This is a genomic window from Nakamurella lactea DSM 19367 (assembly GCF_000426645.1).
GTDB classification, from domain to species: Bacteria; Actinomycetota; Actinomycetes; order Mycobacteriales; family Nakamurellaceae; genus Nakamurella; species Nakamurella lactea.
In genome coordinates this window covers 649,910-671,526 of the sequence record NZ_AUFT01000001.1, presented here as the reverse complement: position 1 = coordinate 671,526, position 21,617 = coordinate 649,910, and the positions used below count along the sequence as shown (strand labels likewise).

Below are 21,617 nucleotides of genomic sequence, written 5' to 3'. Positions count from 1 at the left end.
ATGGCGGTGTCGTCGGATCGTGCGGTCGAGCACGGAGTGCACCCGCTGCGGGAGAAGCTGCGGCCGCAGCCGGGAGTGCTGGTGCTGCGGATCATTCCGTTGCAGTTGTCGGCCGGCCGGTCGCGGGTGGTGCTGGAACGGGCGCTGCGCTCCAGCAAGTCGTTCCGCTGGACGATCATCTCCGGGTTCTTCGAGCCGGTGTTCTACCTGCTGGCGATGGGCGCCGGGATCGGTGCGCTGATCGGCACCGTCGACGGCCCGACCGGACCGGTCGCCTACGCCGCCTTCATCGCGCCCGGCCTGCTGGCCACCTCGGCGATGAACGGCGCGATCTTCGACTCCACCGTCAACGTGTTCTTCAAGTTGAAGTACGCCAAGACCTACGACGCGATGTTGGCCACCTCGCTCGGGCCGATGGACGTGGCGCTGGGCGAGGTCGGCTGGGCGTTGGGCCGCGGCGCGCTGTACGCCACCGCCTTCGAACTGGTGATGCTGGCAATGGGGCTGATCGAGTCCTGGTGGGCGTTGCTGGTGGTGCCGGTCGCGATCCTGATCGCGCTCGGGTTCGCCGCCGTCGGGATGGCCGTGACCACCTACCTGAAGACGTTCCAGCACCTCGACTGGGTGATGACGGCAGTGATGCCGATGTTCCTGTTCTCCACCACCTTCTACCCGATCGACGTCTACCCGCGCGGCGTGCAGATCCTGGTGCAGTGCCTGCCGCTCTACCACGGCATCGAGCTGATGCGAGGTCTCACCCTCGGCGCCGTCGGCATCGGGATGCTCGGGCACGCCGCGTACTTCGTGGTGATGGCGATCGGCGGGGTGCTGTTCGTCAGCCGCCGGCTGGAGAAGCTACTGCTGACCTGACGCGGACCGGCCGTCTTCGGCCTGCTACGTCGCAGGGTCCCGGCGCGTTACCTCCGTTGGCTGTCGTCGACCCGGCAGGCGGGGGTGCCGCCGGGCAGCCGGAACCGGTTGGCGCTGACCGAGCGATAGCCGATCGCCGCCAGGTTCCGCACCAGCGGCGCGGCCAGCAGAACCCCGAGCGGGCGCCAGCCGATCGCGCTGTGCCGCAGCGCGGCAGCGATGGACGCGGCGCCGCCGAAGCGGCGGCCGTCGGCGGTGACGAACCACGACGAGGTCGAGCACTGCTGTGCCGTCAGCCCCCACGCCGCGGGGTTCAGGCGCTGGTAGGGCTCGATCGCATACCGCTCGCGTCCATCCACCCAGCGCCGGGCGAACCGGGCGCTGGTGGAGCAGAACCCGCAGTCACCGTCGTACACCAGAATGGGCGCCCGGCCGGCGGCGGTGTCCGTCATGCCCCGATTGTGCCCGCACCGGCTCGTACGCGCGGGAGTGACCAAGTTGGTCGCCGCGGCGGCTACGACCCCGGCGGCTGATGGGAACAAGGAGCAGCTCGGCGGCGTTGACGCAGGTGGCGATGAGTGTCGCAACACCTGCGGTACCCGGGGCGTCCCACTGTGGGATACTCGAGCCAGGCAACCGCCGGACCGTGAGCCGGTGCCGCCCCCGATGAGTGACAGACATCGAGCGGGGCGAGCGTTCGGTACACGGAGCGGCGAGCCTCAGCCATCAGACTTCCTGCGGTCGTCCGCCCCGGCGGGCCGGCAGCAGAAACCGAAACGTAGTGACCCCCGTGCGGACGCGTCCTGGACGCGCCCGGGGGTCACGAGAGGAACCAACTGAATGATTGTCACCCCTGGAACTTCCGCGAACTCAGCTCTGGCCGACGCGCTGAACGACCTTCCCGCCAAACCCCGCGTACACGAGCTGGCCAAACGCTCCGGCCTGTCCAGCAAGGAACTGGTCGCGGCCCTCGCCGAGCGCGGCATCGAGGTGAAATCCGCGTCCTCGAGCGTCGACCGCGACGCTGCGGTCGCGCTGCTCACCGCCCTGTTGGGGGACGACCTTCCCGCCACCGCGGAGAGCACCACCGGTCCTGAGCAGCCGGAGGAGCCGGCCGAGGCGCCCAAGACCCGATCGCGGTCCCGCGGTCGGGGCACCAAGAAGGCCCCGGCCGACGAAGTCGCGTCCGTTGACGGTCCGAGCCAGACCTCCACCACGCCGGTCGGGGGTATCCCGCTGTTCCTGGAGCCGGAGGCGCCTGCCGCCCCGGTGAAGCGGACCCGCAGCCGGGCGGCCAAGAAGGACGCTCCCGCTGACGAATCGGCCGCCCCCGTTTCGGTAGCCGACGAGGGCGCCGAGTCCGGAACCGCCGTGGACACCGCCGCAGCGGAGGCGCCCACCGACTCCGCCGCGCCGAAGCGCGGACGCTCGCGGTCCCGATCGTCGAAGTCCGGCGCCCACGCGGACCAGGCCGAGCTGACGGCAGACGAGCAGACGCCCGCCGCCGACGCAGCGGCCGACGAGGCCGCCGCGGTTGCCGACACCGAGCATGAGGGTCAGCCGGAGGGCGGCGGTCGTCGCCGCCGCCGAGGCCGGCGCGGTGGCTCCCGTGCCAAGGACGACACCGCCAAGGACGACGCTTCGGCGGACGACGTCGGTCAGGACGATTCGGGCCAGGACGACGCCGCCGGCGAGTCCCAGCACGACGAGCCGTCCGACGGATCCGACAAGACGACCGGCCGGCATTCGGGGGACCAACCCGCGGAGCCGGGGGAGTCGGCCGACGAAACCGACGATCAGGACGACGACACCGAGTCCGGCACCGGCTCCCGGCGCCGGCGCCGGCGCCGGCGCCGCAGCGGATCCGGTGGCGGCGAGAGTGCCCGCACCGACGATCCGGACAACACCGTGGTGCATGTCCGCGAGGCCCGTTCCTCCGACAACGAGGTCCAGGGCATCAAGGGTTCGACCCGGCTGGAGGCCAAGCGGCAGCGTCGCCGGGACAGCCGCGAGTCGCGTCGCCGCCCGCAGATCCTCACCGAGGCAGAGTTCCTGGCCCGTCGTGAGTCGGTCGAGCGGGTGATGGCGGTCCGTCAGCGCGGCGACCTCGCACAGGTGGCCCTGCTGGAGGACGGGGTGCTGGTCGAACACTTCGTGTCCAAGGCCGGCTCCGCCTCGATGATCGGCAACATCTACCTCGGCAAGGTGCAGAACGTGCTGCCGTCGATGGAGGCGGCCTTCGTCGACATCGGCCGCGGACGCAATGCCGTCCTCTACGCCGGCGAGGTCAACTGGGATGCCAGCGGGCTGCAGGGCAAGGCCCGGCGGATCGAGACCGCGCTGTCCAGCGGCGACACGGTGCTGGCCCAGGTCTCCAAGGACCCGATCGGGCACAAGGGCGCCCGGCTCACCACCCAGATCTCGCTGCCCGGCCGGTTCCTGGTCTATGTGCCGAACGGCGGCGCCACCGGCATCTCCCGCAAGCTGCCGGATACCGAACGCAAACGTCTCAAGGCCATCCTGGACCGGATCGTCCCCGAGGACGCCGGCGTCATCATCCGCACCGCGGCCGAGGGCGTCGCCGAAGAGGAGCTGGCTCGCGACGTCGAGCGACTCAAGACGCAGTGGGAAGAGATCAAGAAGGTCGCCGACGCAGCGGCCGCCGGCAGCAAGGCGGACAACAGCGCACCGCGCCAGCTGTCCGCCGAGCCGGACACCCTGATCAAGGTGGTTCGCGACCTGTTCAATTCCGACATCACGTCGCTGGTGCTCGATGGCGACGATGTCTACGACTCGGTGTCCGAGTACGTACAGCAGGTCGCTCCGGAACTGGCCGATCGGGTCAGCCGGTACACCCCACCGAACGGCTCGACGGCCGATGTGTTCCACAGCTATCGGATCGACGAGCAGATCGCCAAGGCGCTGGAGCGCAAGGTGCACCTGCCCTCCGGTGGCTCGCTGGTGATCGACCGGACCGAGGCGATGACGGTGGTCGACGTCAACACCGGGAAGTACACGGGCTCCGGAGGCAACCTCGAGGAGACGGTCACCAAGAACAACCTGGAGGCGGCCGAGGAGGTCGTCCGGCAGCTCCGGCTGCGGGACATCGGCGGCATCATCGTCGTCGACTTCATCGACATGGTCCTCGAGTCGAATCGGGAACTGGTGCTGCGGCGGCTCACCGAGTGCCTCGGCCGCGACCGCAGCCGGCACCAGGTGGCCGAGGTCACCTCGCTCGGGCTGATCCAGATGACCCGCAAACGGATGGGCACCGGCCTGGTCGAGGCGTTCTCCGAGCCGTGCGAGCACTGCCACGGCCGCGGCATCGTGCTCCGGGACGTGCCGGTCGATCACCAGCCGGAGGCCGAGCAGGTCAAGCCGTCGGGCAAGAAGCGCCGCGACCGCAAGCGCGGCAGCGACAGCGAGCCGGTCGAGCCGATCCGGATCAACCGGGTACAGGCCGATCCGCGCGGGCCGAAGCCGCCGCTGCGGCCGGGTGCGCCGGTCCGGCACAGTGCTGACGGCACCGTCTCCGATGGCAACGCTGCCGATGGCAGCGCGGACCGAGCGGCCGATCTGGCCGCCGTTGTCGCATCGATCGGCGAGAACGTGTCGCGCGAATCTGCCAGTGCCGCCGCCGACTCGGCGCCGGCCGAGAGTCTGAATGTGCCGGCGGAGACTGTGACGGATCCGGCCCAGGTCGCGCAGGATGTGGCCGAAGCGGTCAATGCGGTCAGTACCGGCAGCGACCAGGCCGAGCCGGAGAGTCGGCCGGCACCGAAGCGGGGTTCCCGCCGTCGTCGGGCGACCTCGAACGGCGTGGTGACGCCGGCAGCCGCGCCGGTCTCCGCCGAGGCGCCGTCCGCGCCACCGGCACCGGTCGCCGACCAGGTGACCGTGGCTGAGCGGACGTCGGTCACCGAGCAAGCACCCGTCGCGGCGCCGGAGGCCAAGCCGGCGCGGCCACGGCGCCGGCGCGCGGCAACCCGGCCGGCCGGCCCGGCTGGTGAGGCCGAGTCGGTGGTCATCGCGACCTCGGGGTCGTAGCCGCGCATCGTTCCCCTGGGTGCTGGTCCGGCCAGCTCACATCGGCCGAGTTTGTCTGTGGGCAGCGCACCGCGTATCGTTGGGGGTCGGTCCGCCGTGTGTCGGTGGGCTTCCTGGTGCCCAGCGGTGCCCGCGTTGTTCCACCACGCGGCAGGTAGGCGCCACACCACTGGCAGCAGTTGAAGCAATGAGACCTGAGTGCATCGAGCACTGCAGCAGAACGGAAGGCACACCCGCGATGTACGCGATCATCTCCACCGGCGGCAAGCAGTACAAGGTCGCCGAGGGTGACGTCATCCAGGTCGAGAAGATCGACAGTGCAGCCGGCGCGGCCATCAGCCTGCCCGCTCTGCTGCTGGTCGACGGTGCCGACATCACCACCGGCGCCGACGAGCTGGCCAAGGTCACCGTCTCCGGCGAGGTCGTCGAGCACACCAAGGGCCCGAAGATCGTCATCCACAAGTTCAAGAACAAGACCGGATACCACAAGCGCCAGGGGCACCGTCAGCCGCTGACCAAGCTGCGGGTCACCGGTATCAGCACCGGTAAGTGACCAGCGGAACCTGAGAGGGCAGAGAACATGGCACATAAGAAGGGCGCATCCAGCTCGCGGAACGGTCGCGACTCGAATGCGCAGTACCTCGGCGTCAAGCGGTTCGGCGGTCAGGTCGTGCTGGCCGGCGAGATCCTGGTCCGTCAGCGCGGCACCAAGTTCCACCCGGGTGCCGGCGTCGGCCGCGGCAAGGACGACACCCTGTTCGCGTTGATCCCCGGCGCCGTCGAGTTCGGCAGCAAGCGCGGCCGCAAGACCGTGAACATCGTCGAGCCGGTCCCGGCCGCTGCGACCGCAGAGGCCTGATCGCGCGTCGATCACCAGTCATCAACCAGGGGCGGTCCGGAATCTCCGGACCGCCCCTGGTGTTCTCCCCGGCACGTGCAAGCATGAATGAACCACCCGAACGGAAAGGCAACCATGGCCCGCTTCGTCGACCGCGCCGTACTGCATCTGCAGGCCGGTGACGGCGGTCGCGGTTGCGCCTCGGTCCACCGGGAGAAGTTCAAGCCACTGGGCGGACCGGACGGCGGTGACGGCGGCAACGGCGGCGACGTGCTGCTCGTCGTCGATCCGAATGTGCACACCCTGCTGGACTTCCACTTCCGCCCGCACGCCAAGGCCGGCAGCGGAAAGCAGGGCCAGGGCGACCACAAGGACGGCGCGGCCGGCGAGCAGCTGGTGATGAAGGTGCCGGACGGCACCGTGGTGCTGGACGCCGACGGGAAAATGATCGCCGACCTGATCGGTGCCGGCACCAGTTACGTCGCCGCCAAGGGCGGCCGCGGCGGGCTCGGCAACGCCGCGCTCGCCTCCAAGGCGCGCAAGGCCCCCGGGTTCGCCCTGCTCGGCGAACCGGGCGAGTTCGCCGAGATCGTGTTGGAGCTCAAGTCGGTAGCCGACGTCGGCCTGGTCGGCTTCCCCAGCGCCGGCAAGTCGTCGCTCGTCTCGGTGCTGTCCAAGGCGCGGCCGAAGATCGCCGACTACCCGTTCACCACCCTGGAGCCGAATCTCGGCGTGGTCGAGGCGGGTGGTCAGACCTTCACCATCGCCGACGTCCCCGGGCTGATCCCCGGGGCCAGCCAGGGCAAGGGGCTGGGTCTGGAGTTCCTGCGGCACATCGAGCGCTGCTCGGTGCTGGCCCATGTGGTCGACTGCGCGACGTTCGAATCCGGCCGCGACCCGGCCTCCGATATCGAGGCGCTGGAGTCCGAGCTGTCGCAGTACACGCCGTCGCTGGCGACCGACCTGGCCGACAAGCCGCGGCTGGTGGTGCTGAACAAGATCGACGTGCCCGAGGCCCGCGAGCTGGCGGACTTCGTCCGGCCCGACCTGGAGGCGTTGGGCTACCGAGTCTTCGAGGTGTCAACCGCCACTCACGAGGGCCTCAAGGAGCTGCGGTACGCGCTCGCCGAGATCGTTCGGGACGACCGGGTCAACCGGCCGGCGGCGACCGCCGAACGTGTCATCGTCCGGCCGAAGGCGGTCAACGAGGCGCAGTTCACCGTCGAGCAGGATCCCGACGTCGAGGGCGGCTTCATCGTCCGCGGCGAGCGGCCCGAGCGGTGGATTCTGCAGACCGAATTCACCAACGAGGAAGCGGTCGGCTACCTGGCCGACCGGCTGGCCCGGCTGGGTGTCGAGGACGCGCTCAGCGCGAGCGGTGCGCAGCCCGGCGCGAGCGTCACCATCGGCGGAACGACCTTCGACTTCGAACCGATGTCGGCTGCCGCGGCCCACCTGCCACAGGGTGACCGAGGGACGGACAGCCGAGTCGCGCCCTCGTTCCGAGTCGGTGCGGCGGAACGCAAGGTGCTGCACCGGCTGCGTCGCGGACTGCCGGTGGACGGCCACGACTGGGACGATCTGTCGGCCGAGTTCGGTCCGGCCGCCGACTTCGGCCCGGCCGGAGACTTCGCCGATCGCGGGGCCGGGGAACCGACCGGCCGCTCCACCGACGGGACCGCTGACGAGACCGCCGGCGACGAGGGCCGGGACGGCCGCTGATGGCTGCTGCCGCGGCGACGGCGCGGGCTGCGGTCGGGTCCGCGCATCGGCTGGTGGTCAAGGTCGGCTCGTCGTCGCTGACCACCGCCGCGGGTGGCCTCGACCCGGACCGGCTGGATGCCCTGGTGGACGCGGTCGCCGCGCGCACGGCGGCCGGCACCGAGGTGGTCCTGGTGTCCTCCGGCGCGATCGCGGCCGGGCTGGCGCCGCTGCGGCTGGCCAAACGTCCGCGTGATCTGGCCACCCAACAGGCCGCCGCGTCGGTGGGTCAGCAGCAACTGGCCGCCCGCTACGCGATCTCCTTCCACCGGCACGGGCTGACCGTCGGTCAGGTCCTGCTGACCAGCGACGATGTGGTCCGCAGGTCGCACTACCGCAATGCCCAGCGGACCTTCGACAAGCTGTTGTCGTACGGGGTGGTGCCGGTGGTCAACGAGAACGACACGGTGGCCACTGCCGAGATCAAGTTCGGCGACAACGATCGGTTGGCCGCCCTGGTCGCGCACCTGGTGCGGGCCGATGCACTGCTGCTGCTCTCCGACGTCGATGCGCTCTACACCGGAGCGCCCAGTGACCCGAAATCCGTTCGGGTGAGCGAGGTCTCCGACCCGCAGGAGCTCAGCGGCATCTCCGTGGTCGGGTCCGCCAGCACCGTCGGCACCGGCGGCATGGCCTCGAAACTGGCGGCCGCGGTCACCGCGACCGCCGCCGGCATCCCGGTACTGCTGGCCGCGGCAGACAACGCCGCCGCCGCCCTGATCCGGTCGGCCGCCGGACCGGACATCGGCACCGCGTTCGCCGGTTCCGGCCGGCGTACCGGCACTCGGTTGTTGTGGCTCAAGTACGCGGCGAATGCGATCGGCTCGCTGACGCTTGACGGCGGCGCCGTGGCCGCGGTCGCCGGCCGCCGCAAGTCGCTGCTGCCGGCCGGAATCGTTGCGGTGCACGGAGATTTCGAGTCCGGTGACGTGGTGGAACTGACCGACGCCGGTGGCACCGTTGTGGCCCGTGGGTTCGTCTCCTACGACGCGGCCGAGCTCCCGGCGCTGATCGGCCACCGGCTGTCCGACCTGCCAGCGGAGCGGCGCCGGCCGGTGGTGCACGCCGACGACCTGGTGACGATGAGCAACGGTGCGATCGGCTTGGAATCCTCGGGGGCGGCCGCGCTGGTCGCCGCCACGGTGACGGAAGGAACGACCCGGTGACGATCCAGCGCAGTTCGCCGACGACGACCGCCGACCCCACCGTTGCCGACGCTGCGGCCGTCAGCCGCGACGACGTGCTGGCCTGTGCGGCCGCGGCCCGCCCGGCGGCCAGGATACTGTCCGGTTTGACCAGCGCCGTCAAGGAGAAGGCCTTGCTGGCCATGGCGTCCGCCCTCGGTGAGCACGCAGCGGAGCTGCTCGCGGCCAACGCCGAGGACATCGCTGCCGGCACCGCAGCAGGGATGACGCCGGCCCTGCTCGACCGGCTGCGGCTGACCCCGCAGCGGATCGACGGCATCGGCGCGGCGCTGCGGCAGGTGGCCACGCTGCCGGATCCGGTCGGTGAGACGATCCGCGGATCGGTGCTGCCGAACGGCTTGCGGCTGACCCAGATCAGGGTGCCGCTGGGCGTCGTCGCGATGATCTACGAGGCCCGGCCGAACGTCACCGTCGACGCCACCGGCATCGCCGTCCGAAGCGGAAACGCTGTCCTGCTACGGGGATCGGCCTCCGCCCGTCACTCCAACGCCGCGCTGGTCTCGGTGTTGCACGAGGCCGGGGTCGCGGCGGGGCTTCCGGTGAACTTCGTACAGCTGGTGCCTGGTACCGATCGCAGTTCCGTCAGCCATCTGATGACCGCCCGCGGCCTGGTCGATGTGATCATTCCGCGGGGCGGCGCCGGGCTGATCTCGACGGTCGTCAACGGATCTACGGTCCCGGTGCTGGAGACCGGGGTCGGCAACTGTCACGTCTATCTCGACGCCGCAGCGGATCCGGCGATCGCGGCCGACCTGGTGGTGAACTCCAAGGCGCGCCGGCCCTCTGTCTGCAACGCCGCGGAAACCCTGCTGGTGCACCGCGATCGGGTCGCGGACCTGTTGCCGGACGTGGTCTCCGGGCTGCACGCGGCCGGCGTCACCGTGCACGCCGATGCGACCGCGCTGGCCGCGTTGCCGCCGCATCCGCAGACCGTGCCGGCCACCGCGGACAACTTCGACGGCGAGTTCCTGTCGCTGGACATGGCGATCGCGGTGGTCGACGACCTCGATGCGGCGATCGCGCACATCGACGCCCACGGCACCGGGCACACCGAGGCCATCGTCACCGAGGAGATCGCCGCGGCAGACGCTTTCACCCAGCGGGTGGATGCGGCGGCGGTGATGGTGAACGCCTCGACGGCGTTCACCGACGGCGGCGAGTTCGGATTCGGTGCAGAGATCGGCATCTCCACCCAGAAGCTGCACGCTCGTGGCCCGATGGGCCTGCGGGAACTCACCAGCAGCAAATACCTGGTGGTCGGCACCGGACAGACGCGTGGGAGCTCGTGAGATGACCATTGACGCCGAGAAGCGTGCCCGCCGGATCGGGGTGATGGGCGGCACCTTCGATCCGATCCACCACGGTCACCTGGTCGCCGCCTCGGAGGTGGCCGACCGGTTCGGACTCGACGAGGTGATCTTCGTTCCCACCGGCCGGCCGTGGCAGAAGGCCGACGACGACGTGCTGTCGGCCGAGCACCGGTATCTGATGACGGTGATCGCGACGGCGGCCAACCCGCGGTTCACCGTGTCGAGAGTGGATATCGACCGGCCGGGTCCGACCTACACCCGGGACACGCTGGCGGACCTGCACGCCGCGGAACCGCAGGCCCAGCTGTTCTTCATCACCGGCGCCGATGCACTGGCCAAGATCATGAGCTGGAAGGACGTCGACGAGATCATCTCGCTGGCGCACATGATCGGCGTCACCCGGCCCGGATACTCGCTGGACGGTGTTGATCTTCCGGCCGACGCGATCACCTTGATCGAGGTCCCGGCGATGTCCATCTCGTCCACCGACTGTCGCGATCGGGTGCGCCGCGGCGAGCCGGTCTGGTACCTGGTTCCCGACGGCGTCGTCCAGTACATCGGCAAGTACGGGTTGTATCGCGCAGCACCGACCGGCACCACCAATCGAGGAGAACTGTGACAGCCACCGAGAAGGCGATCGATCTGGCAAGGGTCGCGGCGCAAGCCGCCGCCGACAAGCTGGCCACCGATATCACCATCATCGACGTGTCGGACCGACTCGCCCTGACCGACTGTTTCGTGGTCGTCACCGGTGCGAACGAGCGACAGATCGGCGCCATCGTCGATGAGGTCGAGTTGAAGATGCGCGGCGTCGGCTTCAAACCGGTTGCCCGCGAAGGGGAACGGGACGGTCGGTGGGTACTGCTCGACTTCGTCGAGATCGTCGTGCACGTACAGCACGCCGAGGAGCGGGTGTTCTACGCGCTCGACCGGCTGTGGAAGGACTGCCCGACGATCCCGTTCGTCGACGCTGCCCAAGAAGATCATCGGCTGTGACGCTCTCGCACCTGATCCTGTTGCGGCACGGCGAGACCGATTGGAATGCGGCACTGCGGCTCCAGGGTCACCGGGACATTCCATTGAACGAGCAGGGACAGCAGCAGGCCGAGGCCGCCGCACCGTCGGTCGCCGCCCTGGAACCGGACGTCATCGTCGCCTCTGACCTGCAGCGGGCCCAGCGGACGGCCGCGTCGGTCGCGGCGCTCACCGGGCACACGGTCGGCGCCGATCCGCGGTTGCGGGAGACGTCGCTGGGCGACTGGGAGGGCCTGACCCGCGAAGAGGTGGTAGACGGCTGGCCGGGAATGTGGGAGCAGTGGCGGGCCTCCAGCGCCGACTACGCCCCGCCCGGTGGTGAATCCAGGTCCCAGGTCGCCGATCGGGCGGTCGGCGTCGTGCACGACCTGGATCGCACGGACGTGCAGCGTGCCCTGCTGGTCGCCCATGGCGGCCTGATCGTCGGGCTCACCGGCCGCCTGCTCGCGCTGCCTCGCGAACACTGGTCGGTGCTGACCGGCGTCACCAACTGCCATTGGGTGCTGTTGCACCGCTTCGGGAGTGACTTCGACAGCCCGTGGCGGCTGCACTCCTACAACGCCGGCCTCGGCAGTGTGGTGCTCCCCGGTGGCGAGGACGAGGTCGCCGGGGTCTGATCATCGGGCGCCGGCTGTGTGGCATCGGGAACGATGCGGCTCAGTTCGAATTGCCTGAGGAGCACATACTCGCCGGCGCCACACTGTGATAGTGGGCGTACTGCGCCTTCCATCGCGCCAGGTCCACCGGGTCGGTCGGACGTGGTTCCAGCCCGAAGACGGCAAGCGTCTCGGCGGATGCCGTCAGCGGACTGAAGTCGGCGGGCATCTGCGCCGCCGATACATCCATGTTGCTGCCGCCGTAGTGGTAAATGGTGGCAATGTTGGGTCCTGCCCCGGCTGCCGGGGTGCCATCCAGGTGTAGGTAGGTCGTGCTGGTGATGCCGTCGCATCCTGGGTCGGTCGTGGTGTCGGGAGCCGCGCCGGTCAGGGTGACGAACAGCAGAGCTGCAGCGACCACGGCATACCGCGGGCTCACGGTCATGATCATGTTGTGTCACCTGAGGTCGAGGAGGTATCCACGGTCGGGCAGCCATGGCACCCATTGCTCGGCTCACACGACGAGCCGCTCAGGGTGATGGCGGTGAGCACGGCTGCAGCAATGATTCGTCGCAGCCGCCACACCACCCGTCGCACGATCGCCTTCGAAATTTTGCCAGTCATGTCAGTTGCACGCCAGCCACTTGTCACTGAAGTCTCCGTTTGCGGCCACCTTCGCCCCAGCGACACCCGCCAGTTCGTGGCTCGAATACATGTCAATGATGTCGTAAGGATGGGCGGTCAAATATGTTGCCGGTTGTCCGGCCCGGTAGACGCGATTGGACCCCCACCCGGCGGTTCCAAAGTTCTCGAGCCAATAGAGCTGTCCAAGCCACCCGGTAGGCCGTTCGTCGATCCACTCCGCGGCTCGGCCATCGTAGAACTGGTCAGCTGTGTGGCCATCTATGCTGGTGAAGGTCACTGTCGCCACCTCGCCGGTTGCAGATGATGTCCAGTTGAAAATGGCCTTGTTGGTGGCAGAATTGTAATAGGTGTCAAACCGGACGAGATCGCCTTCGTTGTAGGGGTTGTTAACGAGATCCATTTCGTGGGTGTCGTAGCCTGAGTTCAACATCTCCCACCAGCCTTGCATCACTTGATAGGTTCCGTTGCTGTAGGACGACGCGCCGTTCTGTATCAGCCTGCTGGTGCCGTAGCCGCCAATGCCGACCCATCGACTTTCGCCGGGCGACCCAGATCCACAGGACGTCCTGGTGATATGCGGTATTCGGGCGCTCCCGGCGACTCGCCGATAATCGCTGACACCCGTCACTGCCACACCGGCCCAGTTGGACAGATGCACTGAATGCGATTTCTGACTTTCACACATCGAAATGGGTGGTGCGGCCTTGAACCTACCCATCGTTTCCGTCCAGTCGGCAAGCATCGATTGATCGGTGGGTCGTGGGGAGATCCCGAAGTTGAGCAGCTCGGTGTCGTCTGCACGCAGTGGGTCGAACCCGTCAGGCGGGATCACCTGCGCGAAGTCGTCGCCGTCGCGTATTGCCATGTGACGAACCTGCGCTCGGGCGGGACCAGGCTCCTGAAAGGTTTGCCCCGTCTCGCCGTCGATGTAGTCGACGTGGGTCAGATGTGCCACCGTGCACGTATCCGGGGCTGCGTCAGGTGTAGCCAGCGGAGCGGGACTCAGAACCCCACCCGCGAGGGAGAGCCACGGTGTCACAAGAACGATCACGACGTTTCGCATCGCTGCCTCCAGAGGGCGAAGGACGCCATACCTCGCGCCAAACCAGTATGCGAGTCGTCTCACTGACTGCCGGTTGCTCTAGGCAATTGTTTCCAAACCGTTACCCCGTCGCCGTCTCGGATGCTGTAAAAGCCAACTGCAACCGCCAGGGAGGATGCGAGCGCGTGATCTGGTGTTGCCCGACCGAGTGTCGTGCCGGCGACTATCGCCGCACGTGCCGATGAAGAAGGCGGCTGCGTTGCCCGTCGTGGTTACGTCGGTGTGGCCTGTTAGGCATCGGTTGGCGTGCCTGGAGTTTTCCACCCAGGTCGGGTTGTACACAGTCGGACCCGCGGATGCCGGTGCTGGTTTCTCGGTCTTCCTACAGTCGGCGCCATGCCAGCCCACCGTGCCTCCGAGCAGCAACGGACGGAGATCGCCGTGCGCCGGGTCCAGCGCCTGCGCGACGGTCAGGCGGCCTCGGGGTGGGTGCCGGACCGCCAGGTGCTCGGTGAGGGCGATATGTCGATCGAGGACATCGCTGACCTTTGGGACGACTCGGACCCGGCAGATGCCGCACAACCTGCCGAACGCGTCGGTCACGCAGATGGCGATCGTGCGGACGAGGACGCTCACAACGACGACAGCGATTCCACCGGTGATACCGAACGAGGTGGCATCGTCGGGGAGGTCGGCGTCGAGTCGGCGGCCATCCGGACCAAACGCCTGCGCGGCGGTCGATGGCACCGGCTGGCGGAGAGCTGGGTCCCGGAACCGTTGCGGGACGCCAGGGTCGACCCGGGACGTCGCGGCGCGCTGATCCTGTCGCTGGTCGCAGCGCTGGCCGCGGTGGCCGCCGCGGTCGGGGTTTGGCGGGATCGCCCGGAGCCGCGACCGATCCAGCCGGTGGTTGCCGCGCCGCTGACCGACAGCGTCGGGCTGCCCGGCGACCCGTCGGTGATCGTGACGACCGGCGGTGTCCGGGCACCGGGCAAGAGTTCCGCACACAACGGCGCGACGCCCGCTGCCACCGCGGGTCCCGCGACCCAGGAGTCCGAGCGAACGGGGCCGTCCGTGATCGCGGTCTCGGTGACCGGACTGGTGCACAAGCCCGGTCTGGTACAGCTGCCGGCCGGTTCCCGGGTGGCCGACGCGATCGCCGCCGCCGGCGGTATCACTGATCAGGGCAGTATCACCGGACTGAACGTGGCGGCGCCGCTCGCCGACGGCGATTCGGTGGTGGTCGGTGCCGCGCCGGTCACGCCCCCGGTGGGCGCCGGACCCGTTGCCGGACAACAGACATCGAAGGGCGCCGTGACCGGCGTGGGCTCCGGCGGATCCGCGGGTGCCGGTGCGAACGACGGTACCGCGCCGGTCGATCTGAACACCGCGGACGCCGCGGCGCTGGAGGAGCTACCCGGCGTCGGACCCGTCATGGCCGGCAACATCATCGCCTGGCGGGAGGCCAACGGAGCGTTCAGCTCGGTGGATCAGCTACAGGAGGTGACCGGGATCGGGCCGACCCGTTTCGCCCAGCTCGCGCCATTGGTCAGGGTCGGATGACGGGGCCCGTCGGTTGAGGCCGCCGCGAACGAGGGGCTCCGTCGGATGAGCGCGGTGGTTGCCGACCCGGGAACCAGAGCGAATCGCCGGTGGACCGAGGAGAACGTCGAGCCGCCGATCGATCTGCGGCTGGTCCCGATGGCGCTCGCGATGTGGGCCGGCTGTGTCGCCGCGCTTGCCGTCGGCGCGGACGCCTTCCGAAGCGTCCTGCTGTGGGTGGCTGCCGCGGCTGCGGTCGGTGGCATTGGGTTGCTCGTTCGGCGACACACCCCGGACCGCGACGGACCCGCCCGCCACCGGTGGCAGGAGGGGACTGCCGTCGCGCTGATCGCGCTGGCCGCCGGACTCGGCATCGCCGGCGCCGCCCTGTTGAGCGCCGCCGGCGACCCACTCGACGAGGCCGCCGCGCACGGCAGGTTCGCCCGGCTGACGATCACCGTCGACAGCCCACCGGTGGCCATGCCGTCGACCTTCGGCTCCGACGACCAGACCGGCGGGGCGGTGAGTCCGCAGGACGCCAGGTTCCGGCTGTCCGGCACCGCCACCCACGTCGAGGTCGCCGGGCAGCAGTGGGATGCCGCCACGTCGCTGTCGGTCATCGGTGCCGGCGAATCGTGGCGAAACCTGGTGCCCGGACAGCAGATCGCCGTCGGAGGGCTGCTGACGCCGGACACCTTTCCGGTGGTCCCCGGGGTCCGGCTCGGGGCGACCGGTTCGCCGCAGATCCTCACCGCGGCGCCGTGGTGGCACCGCGCCGCCGCCGGCATCCGGTCGGAACTGATGACCCGGGCGGCGACGCTGGGCGGCGATCCCGCCGGGCTGCTTCCCGGCCTGGTGGTCGGCGACACCAGCGCCATCGACGATCGACTCGATTCCGACGCCAAGGCCACCGGCCTCACCCATCTGTTGGCGGTATCCGGCTCGCACTTCGCCATCGTCTGTGGCGCTGTGGTGCTGATCCTGCGGCGGGCCGGCCCGCGGGTCGCCGCCATTGGCGGTGCACTCGTGCTGGCCGGGCTGGTGGTGCTGGTCGGCCCGCAGCCGTCCGTGCTCCGGGCCGCAGTGATGGGCGCGCTCACCGTCGTCGCGCTGTTCGCCGGCCGGACCCGGACAGCGTTGCCCGCCCTGGCCGCCGCCATTGTCGTGTTGTTGATCGCCGACCCTGCGTTGGCCCTGAGCCCCGGGTTCACCATGTCGGTGCTGGCCACCGCGGGCCTCGTGCTGTTGGCGCCGGTCTGGTCCAAGGCGCTGCAACGCAAGGGTTTTCCACGAGGTTGGGCGGATGTCATCGCCGTTCCGCCGGCGGCCACCGTCGTCACACTGCCGGTGGTGGTGGGGTTGTCGGGTGCGATTCCGATCGCGTCGATACCGGCGAACCTGTTGGCGGCGGCCGCGGTGCCCCCGGCGCTGATCATCGGTCTGTTCTGTGCGCTGGCCGGGCCGTTCTCCGCCCCGGTCGCCGATGCGTTCGCCCGCGCGGATCGGCCACTGCTGGACTGGATCGCCTGGGTCGCTCACACGCTGGCCAGGGCGCCGAACGCGACCGCCGGCTGGCCGGCCGGTCTGCCCTGGATCCTGGTGCTGGTGGGCGTGGTGATCGGCGTCCTCGGAGCTCTTCGGCACCACCGCATCCGGGCGCTCGCCGGGGCCGCGTGTGCGGGCGTGGCCGTGGTACTGCTGCCGGTGCAGGTGCTGCCGCCGGTGGGATGGCCGCCGCCGGGCTGGCTGCTGGCCGGGTGCGAGGTCGGCCAGGGCGATGCCTTCGTGCTGTCCACCGACCTGCCCGGCACCGCGGTGGTGGTGGACACCGGACCGGAGCCGGCCCTGGTGGACCAGTGTCTTGATCGGCTGGGCATCGGAACCGTGCCGCTGCTGGTGCTCACCCACCTGCACGCCGACCACGTCGACGGTCTGTCCGGGGCGCTGGACGGCCGCTCGGTCGGGATGATCGGCGTCGGACCCGGCCGCGACCCGCAGGTGGCTTGGTCGGCGGTGCTCCGGTCGGCAGCCGACCGCGGCATCCCGGTGGTCCAGCTGCATCCGGGCGACGGTTGGGCCGCGGCCGGGCTCGCCATCGACGTCCTCGGCCCGGCGGCCGCCTTCACCGGTACCGACTCGGACCCGAACAACGACTCGTTGGTCCTTCGCGCCCAACATGCGGGCGTGCGCATCCTGATGTCCGGCGACATCGAAACGGAGGCGCAGCGCGCGCTGTTGCGGTCGGGAGCCGATCTGCGGGCCGACGTGCTGAAGGTCCCGCATCACGGCTCGGCGAAGGATCTTCCCGAGTTCATCGCCGCGGTGTCGCCCCGGGTGGCGGTGATCGGCGTCGGGCAGGGCAACGACTACGGGCATCCCAGCCCACGGTTGCTCGACCGGCTGGCCGCGGCCGGGGTGTCCGACGTGGAACGCACCGACACCCAGGGGGATGTAGCGGTCGGCGTGCTCGACGGCGAACTCGTGGCCGCCCATCGTGGCCCGATGCTCCGCGGACCGTGATGACCGCAGCGTGGCCTGTGGGCCTATCGTCGGCGGCATGACCAGGAACCTCGGTGCGGCCTATCACGCGGACTCCTCCGACCTTGCGGACAAGGAGGTACTGACCTGGGACCGATTCGGCCAGGCCTGCCGGGAACTGGCCGAACAGGTGGCGGCCTCCGACTTCGACCCGGAGATCCTGATTGCCGTCGCCCGGGGTGGGCTACTGCCCGGTGGTGGCCTGTCGTACGCCCTGGGGATCAAGCTGACCGATGCCATCAACGTCGAGTTCTACACCGACGTGCACGAGACGCTCCCGGATCCGGTGCTGCTGGCGCCATTGCTGGACACCGACAGCATCGCCGGCAAGCGGCTGCTGGTGGTCGACGACGTCGCCGACTCCGGCCGAACCCTCGCGCTGGTGCTGGATCTGCTGCGAGAGCACGGTGCGGTCGCCCGCAGCGCCGTGCTCTACGCCAAACCGCACTCGGAGGTCGCGCCGGACTTCGTCTGGCGCCGGACCGATCAGTGGATCGTCTTCCCCTGGTCGGCGGAGCCTCCGGTCACCGCCGTGCCGACTGCTCCTGCGCAACCGGGCTGACGGCTCGGCGCATCCGCCCCCTTCGGCTCAGCTTGTCCGGTCAGCAGCCCGGGTCAGCCGCTCGGCCAACGCGCGCAGGCTCACCCGGAGTGCCTCCGGCTCGACGACCTCGAAGTCCAGGCCGGAGCTGCCCAAGTAGGTCGCGAACTCCTCGGGCGAGTTCGCGCCGGCGGTCAGCAGGCTGGTTCCGTCGTCCCGTTCGGTGACCTCGGCGACCGTCGGTCCGAACTTCCGGGACACCGCGGCCGCCGGGGCGTTGACGATCACGGTGCACCGAAACGGATACGGCGCGGTGCTGAGACTGCGGGTGGCGAAGGAGCGCACCGCGTCGTCGGGGATTTCCCGCGGGGTGAAGCTGTCCGCGAACGGCAGTCGCGGCGTCAGCCGATCGAGGCGAAGCGTCCGCCAGTCGCGGCGGTCGCTGTCCCAGGCGACCAGGTACCACCGTCGCGGGGTGTGCACGATGCGGTGGGGTTCCACCGTGCGCCGCACCTGCTCGCCGTCGTGGCGTCGGTACTCGATCCGCAACCGGCGACCGTCCCGAATCGCCTGCGACACGGTCACCACCACGTCCATGTCCACCGGGTCGCCGGCACTGCCGCCGAGCGGCACCATCGCCCGTTCCAGGGTGCTGATCCGATGCCGGGTGGCAGACGACAGCGATCCCTCGAGCTTGGCCAGCGCACCGAAGGCGGCCTCCTCGATCCCGGTCACCACGCTGGTGGCGGCGGCGCGCAGACCGATCGCGATGGCGACGGCCTCATCGGCCGACAACACCAAAGGCGGGATCGACGCACCAGCTCCCAGGCGGTAGCCACCGCCGACACCCGGCAACGAGTCGATGCCATAGCCGAGTTCCCGCAGGTACTGGACGTCCCGGCGGAGGGTCCGGTCACTGACCTCGAGCCGGCCGCAGAGTTCGGCGCCGGTCCAGTCACGATGCGTTTGCAGCAGGCCGAGCAGATCGAGGGTTCGTCCAGCGGTGCGTGCCATGAATCCAACATTTCACGGATTTAGGGCAGATAGTGACCGGGATGGGAAGGAGAGTCCTCCTCATGACCACGACAGAGCCCACACCGACCGACGCAACTCCCGGGGACATCACCCCGTTCCACATTCGGATCCCCGACGATGCGGTCGCGGACCTCCGTGACCGGCTCCGCAACACCCGACTGCCGGCGCCGCTGCCCGGCGACGGCTGGGACGCCGGAGTGCCGACGACCTATCTGCGGCACCTGGTGCAGCAATGGGTCGACTTCGACTGGCCCGGCTACCAGAGCCGGCTCAACGAGTTCCCGCAGTTCACCACCGAGATCGACGGTCAGACCATCCACTTCGTCCACGTCCGCTCGCAGGTGCCGGGGGCAACGCCGTTGCTGCTGACGCACGGCTGGCCCGGGTCGTTCCTGGAGTTCCTCGGCCTGGTCGGACCGCTCACCGATCCGGCGGCCAACGGCAGTACGGGTCCGGCGTTCGACGTGGTGATCCCGTCGCTGCCGGGATTCGGCTTCTCGACACCGATCAGCGCCGGCGGCTGGCCCAACGAGCGGATCGCGCGGGCCTGGGTCGAGCTGATGGACCGGCTCGGCTACCGGCGGTTCGCCGCCCAGGGCGGCGACATGGGTGGCGCCATCTCGCCGGAGATCGGCCGGGTAGCGCCGGAGCGGGTGGTCGGCGTGCACGTGAACGGATCGTTCGGCTACGGGGACGCGGTCGACGAGGCCACCAGGGCGACCATGACCCCGCTGGAACAGGACCGGTTGCGGCGGATCGGTGAATTCATCCAACGGGAGATCGGATACGTTGCGCTGCAAGGAACCCGGCCGGCACTCGTGGGCGCGATGCTGACGGATAGCCCGGTCGGCCAGTTGGCCTGGATCGTCGACAAGCTGCGGGCCTGGACGCATCCGGTCCAGGCGCTGCCGGACCAGGTGCTCGGCCTGGACTTCGTGCTGGGCAACGCGTCGCTGTACTGGTTCACCGCCACCGCCGGATCGGCGGCCTACGTCGGGTACGCGCAGGACGGCCAGTCCTGGGGGACGGCGCCGGTGGACTCCGGCGTGCCGACCGCGGCCATCCAGTTCGCGCACGACGTGGGGATCCGGGCGTTCGCCGAGAAGTCGAACACGATTGCGCGCTGGACCGATGTCGAGGACCGCGGCGGACATTTTGCCGCGTTGGAGCAGCCGCAGGTCCTGCTCGACGACATCCGGGAATTCTTCGCGACCTGCCGCTGATCGCACCCGCCCGGGCCGGTCGCCGCTGCGGCTGGGCCGGGCGGCGGTCAGCCGTGGTGCAGTGCCCTTGCCGCCGCGTTCGCTGCCGCCGGCAAGGCATCCGCGATCGTCTGCAGGTCGTCGTCATCGATGGCGGCCGAGACGAACCAGGCCTCGAAGGCCGACGGCGGCAGGTAGATGCCGGCGTCCAGCATGGCGTGGAAGAACGCCGCGAACGCCGCGGTGTGCTGGGTCCTGGCCAGGTCGAAGTTCGTCACCTCGGCGTCGGTGAAGAACACCGAGAACAGGGTGCCGGCCCGCTGCAGCCGGTGCGGCACACCGGCCGCGCCGAGCGCGGCGGCGGCCAGCTCACCGATGGAACCGGCGGTGGCGGTGAGCTTCTCGTACACCGCGTCATCCAACTGCTGCAGCGTGGCCAGGCCGGCCGCGGTGGCGATCGGGTTTCCGGACAGTGTGCCGGCCTGGTAGACCGGTCCGAGCGGCGACAGCAGCGCCATCACGTCGGCCCGGCCGCCGAAGGCACCGACCGGCAGCCCGCCGCCGATCACCTTGCCGAAGGTCATCAGGTCGGGGGCCCAACCCTCCTGTGCACCGTCGAGGCCGTACATCCCGGTCCTGCTCACCCGGAAACCGGTGAGCACCTCGTCGGTGATCAGCAGGGCGCCGTCGTCGTGGCAGACCTGGGCCAGTGCGGCGTTGAACCCCGGTGCCGGCGGCACCACGCCCATGTTGGCCGCCGCAGCCTCGGTGATGACCGCGGCGATCTCGCCGGGGTGGTCCGCGAAGGCCACCCGGACCGCGTCGATGTCGTTGTAGGGCAGCACGATCACCTCGGCGGTGGTCGCGGCGGTTACCCCGGCCGAGTCCGGCAGCGCGAAGGTGGCCACCCCGGAGCCGGCGGCGGCCAGCAGGGCGTCGACGTGCCCGTGGTAGCAGCCGGCGAACTTGACGATCTTCGCCCGGTGGGTGAAGCCGCGGGCCAGCCGGACCGCGGACATCGTCGCCTCGGTGCCCGAGGAGACCAGCCGCACCTGCTCGACAGGGCCGATCCGGGCGACGATCTCCTCGGCCAGCAACACCTCGCCCTCGCTCGGGGTGCCGAACGAGAGCCCGCGACCGACGGCCTGCTGCACGGCGTCGATGACGGCCGGATGGGCGTGGCCGAGGATCATCGGCCCCCAGGAGTCGATCAGGTCCAGATAGCTGTTGCCGTCGACATCGGTGATCCGCGATCCCTTGCCGGACCGGATGAATCGCGGCGTTCCACCGACCGAACCGAAGGCGCGAACCGGCGAGTTCACCCCACCGGGCACGATCCGCCGGGCGCGGTCGAACAGTTGCCGGCTGCGTTCTGTCCGCGCGCCCTGTGAGTTCTCGGTCATGGTGTGC

The 21,617-nt window shown here is 69.8% G+C and carries 19 protein-coding genes; 14 read left to right on the top strand and 5 right to left on the bottom strand.

The window, feature by feature from the left end:
• Positions 1 to 870: an ABC transporter permease gene (locus K340_RS0103285; RefSeq protein ID WP_084613959.1), complete on the top strand. Its 870-nt coding sequence runs from the start codon at positions 1 to 3 to the stop codon at positions 868 to 870.
• 47 nt (positions 871 to 917) lie between these two features.
• On the opposite strand, the gene K340_RS0103280 is transcribed toward K340_RS0103285, so the two are convergent.
• Positions 918 to 1,322, bottom strand: a complete 405-nt coding sequence (locus K340_RS0103280; protein WP_029135650.1) for a thiol-disulfide oxidoreductase DCC family protein — start codon at positions 1,320 to 1,322, stop codon at positions 918 to 920.
• A gap of 388 nt (positions 1,323 to 1,710) precedes the next feature.
• Here K340_RS0103280 and K340_RS0103275 point away from each other — a divergent pair, with 388 nt between their 5' ends.
• The 9 genes from K340_RS0103275 to K340_RS27170 all read left to right on the top strand — a co-directional run bounded on the left by K340_RS0103275 (position 1,711) and on the right by K340_RS27170 (position 11,683).
• On the top strand, positions 1,711 to 4,917 hold the full coding sequence (locus K340_RS0103275) for a translation initiation factor IF-2 N-terminal domain-containing protein (RefSeq protein WP_029135649.1): 3,207 nt from the start codon (positions 1,711 to 1,713) through the stop codon (positions 4,915 to 4,917).
• A 238-nt stretch (positions 4,918 to 5,155) separates the two neighbouring features.
• Entirely contained in the window at positions 5,156 to 5,470 is a 315-nt protein-coding gene (rplU, locus tag K340_RS0103270; protein ID WP_029135648.1) for a 50S ribosomal protein L21, read from the top strand.
• Between the two features lie 27 nt (positions 5,471 to 5,497).
• A complete protein-coding gene (rpmA, locus tag K340_RS0103265; protein ID WP_029135647.1) occupies positions 5,498 to 5,776 on the top strand; it encodes a 50S ribosomal protein L27 in 279 nt (92 codons plus the stop codon).
• A gap of 114 nt (positions 5,777 to 5,890) precedes the next feature.
• Positions 5,891 to 7,477, top strand: coding sequence for a GTPase ObgE (obgE, locus tag K340_RS27180; protein ID WP_084613958.1), 1,587 nt, complete (start codon positions 5,891 to 5,893; stop codon positions 7,475 to 7,477).
• The gene (gene proB / locus K340_RS0103255; RefSeq protein WP_037362274.1) at positions 7,477 to 8,682 is read left to right on the top strand and encodes a glutamate 5-kinase; all 1,206 of its coding nucleotides are present in this window, start codon (positions 7,477 to 7,479) and stop codon (positions 8,680 to 8,682) included. The genes obgE and proB overlap by 1 nt, the downstream gene beginning before the upstream one ends.
• Before the next feature lie 2 nt (positions 8,683 to 8,684).
• Entirely contained in the window at positions 8,685 to 10,010 is a 1,326-nt protein-coding gene (locus tag K340_RS0103250) for a glutamate-5-semialdehyde dehydrogenase (RefSeq protein WP_084614002.1), read from the top strand.
• A gap of 1 nt (position 10,011) precedes the next feature.
• On the top strand, positions 10,012 to 10,650 hold the full coding sequence (nadD, locus tag K340_RS0103245) for a nicotinate-nucleotide adenylyltransferase (RefSeq protein WP_084613957.1): 639 nt from the start codon (positions 10,012 to 10,014) through the stop codon (positions 10,648 to 10,650).
• Complete coding sequence (rsfS, locus tag K340_RS27175) at positions 10,647 to 11,027, top strand: ribosome silencing factor (RefSeq protein ID WP_037362273.1); 381 nt, start codon at positions 10,647 to 10,649, stop codon at positions 11,025 to 11,027. Before nadD ends, rsfS begins: the two co-directional genes overlap by 4 nt.
• On the top strand, positions 11,024 to 11,683 hold the full coding sequence (locus K340_RS27170; protein WP_051264904.1) for a histidine phosphatase family protein: 660 nt from the start codon (positions 11,024 to 11,026) through the stop codon (positions 11,681 to 11,683). Before rsfS ends, K340_RS27170 begins: the two co-directional genes overlap by 4 nt.
• A 40-nt stretch (positions 11,684 to 11,723) precedes the next feature.
• Here K340_RS27170 and K340_RS0103230 read toward each other — a convergent pair whose 3' ends face one another.
• Both K340_RS0103230 and K340_RS0103225 read right to left on the bottom strand, forming a co-directional pair.
• Positions 11,724 to 12,113, bottom strand: a complete 390-nt coding sequence (locus tag K340_RS0103230) for a hypothetical protein (protein ID WP_029135643.1) — start codon at positions 12,111 to 12,113, stop codon at positions 11,724 to 11,726.
• A 174-nt stretch (positions 12,114 to 12,287) separates the two neighbouring features.
• Complete coding sequence (locus tag K340_RS0103225; RefSeq protein WP_154674041.1) at positions 12,288 to 13,262, bottom strand: hypothetical protein; 975 nt, start codon at positions 13,260 to 13,262, stop codon at positions 12,288 to 12,290.
• A 483-nt stretch (positions 13,263 to 13,745) separates the two neighbouring features.
• On the opposite strand from K340_RS0103225, the gene K340_RS27165 reads away from it, so the two are divergent.
• The 3 genes from K340_RS27165 to K340_RS0103210 are packed head-to-tail and all read left to right on the top strand — an operon-like array spanning position 13,746 to position 17,991.
• On the top strand, positions 13,746 to 14,912 hold the full coding sequence (locus K340_RS27165) for a ComEA family DNA-binding protein (protein ID WP_051264902.1): 1,167 nt from the start codon (positions 13,746 to 13,748) through the stop codon (positions 14,910 to 14,912).
• A gap of 45 nt (positions 14,913 to 14,957) precedes the next feature.
• Positions 14,958 to 17,411 carry a ComEC/Rec2 family competence protein gene (locus tag K340_RS0103215; protein WP_084613956.1) on the top strand — a complete coding sequence of 818 codons (2,454 nt, stop codon included), beginning with the start codon at positions 14,958 to 14,960 and terminating at the stop codon, positions 17,409 to 17,411.
• A 37-nt stretch (positions 17,412 to 17,448) separates the two neighbouring features.
• Complete coding sequence (locus K340_RS0103210) at positions 17,449 to 17,991, top strand: phosphoribosyltransferase (protein ID WP_037362272.1); 543 nt, start codon at positions 17,449 to 17,451, stop codon at positions 17,989 to 17,991.
• Between the two features lie 27 nt (positions 17,992 to 18,018).
• On the opposite strand, the gene K340_RS0103205 is transcribed toward K340_RS0103210, so the two are convergent.
• Positions 18,019 to 18,984: a helix-turn-helix transcriptional regulator gene (locus K340_RS0103205; protein WP_029135639.1), complete on the bottom strand. Its 966-nt coding sequence runs from the start codon at positions 18,982 to 18,984 to the stop codon at positions 18,019 to 18,021.
• 62 nt (positions 18,985 to 19,046) lie between these two features.
• Here K340_RS0103205 and K340_RS0103200 point away from each other — a divergent pair, with 62 nt between their 5' ends.
• Positions 19,047 to 20,228, top strand: coding sequence for an epoxide hydrolase family protein (locus tag K340_RS0103200; protein ID WP_029135638.1), 1,182 nt, complete (start codon positions 19,047 to 19,049; stop codon positions 20,226 to 20,228).
• 47 nt (positions 20,229 to 20,275) lie between these two features.
• On the opposite strand, the gene hemL is transcribed toward K340_RS0103200, so the two are convergent.
• Entirely contained in the window at positions 20,276 to 21,610 is a 1,335-nt protein-coding gene (gene hemL, locus K340_RS0103195; RefSeq protein ID WP_029135637.1) for a glutamate-1-semialdehyde 2,1-aminomutase, read from the bottom strand.
• Between the last annotated feature and the right edge of the window lie 7 nt (positions 21,611 to 21,617).

Coding starts and splice junctions, on each gene's coding strand:
- K340_RS0103205 (WP_029135639.1), bottom strand. CDS start 18,984: ATGGCACGCACCGCTGGACGAACCCTCGATCTGCTCGGCCTGCTGCAA.
- K340_RS27165 (WP_051264902.1), top strand. CDS start 13,746: ATGCCAGCCCACCGTGCCTCCGAGCAGCAACGGACGGAGATCGCCGTG.
- hemL (WP_029135637.1), bottom strand. CDS start 21,610: ATGACCGAGAACTCACAGGGCGCGCGGACAGAACGCAGCCGGCAACTG.
- K340_RS0103210 (WP_037362272.1), top strand. CDS start 17,449: ATGACCAGGAACCTCGGTGCGGCCTATCACGCGGACTCCTCCGACCTT.
- K340_RS0103200 (WP_029135638.1), top strand. CDS start 19,047: ATGACCACGACAGAGCCCACACCGACCGACGCAACTCCCGGGGACATC.
- K340_RS0103285 (WP_084613959.1), top strand. CDS start 1: ATGGCGGTGTCGTCGGATCGTGCGGTCGAGCACGGAGTGCACCCGCTG.
- K340_RS0103230 (WP_029135643.1), bottom strand. CDS start 12,113: ATGATCATGACCGTGAGCCCGCGGTATGCCGTGGTCGCTGCAGCTCTG.
- rpmA (WP_029135647.1), top strand. CDS start 5,498: ATGGCACATAAGAAGGGCGCATCCAGCTCGCGGAACGGTCGCGACTCG.
- K340_RS0103275 (WP_029135649.1), top strand. CDS start 1,711: ATGATTGTCACCCCTGGAACTTCCGCGAACTCAGCTCTGGCCGACGCG.
- obgE (WP_084613958.1), top strand. CDS start 5,891: ATGGCCCGCTTCGTCGACCGCGCCGTACTGCATCTGCAGGCCGGTGAC.
- K340_RS0103280 (WP_029135650.1), bottom strand. CDS start 1,322: ATGACGGACACCGCCGCCGGCCGGGCGCCCATTCTGGTGTACGACGGT.
- nadD (WP_084613957.1), top strand. CDS start 10,012: ATGACCATTGACGCCGAGAAGCGTGCCCGCCGGATCGGGGTGATGGGC.
- proB (WP_037362274.1), top strand. CDS start 7,477: ATGGCTGCTGCCGCGGCGACGGCGCGGGCTGCGGTCGGGTCCGCGCAT.
- rplU (WP_029135648.1), top strand. CDS start 5,156: ATGTACGCGATCATCTCCACCGGCGGCAAGCAGTACAAGGTCGCCGAG.
- K340_RS0103215 (WP_084613956.1), top strand. CDS start 14,958: ATGAGCGCGGTGGTTGCCGACCCGGGAACCAGAGCGAATCGCCGGTGG.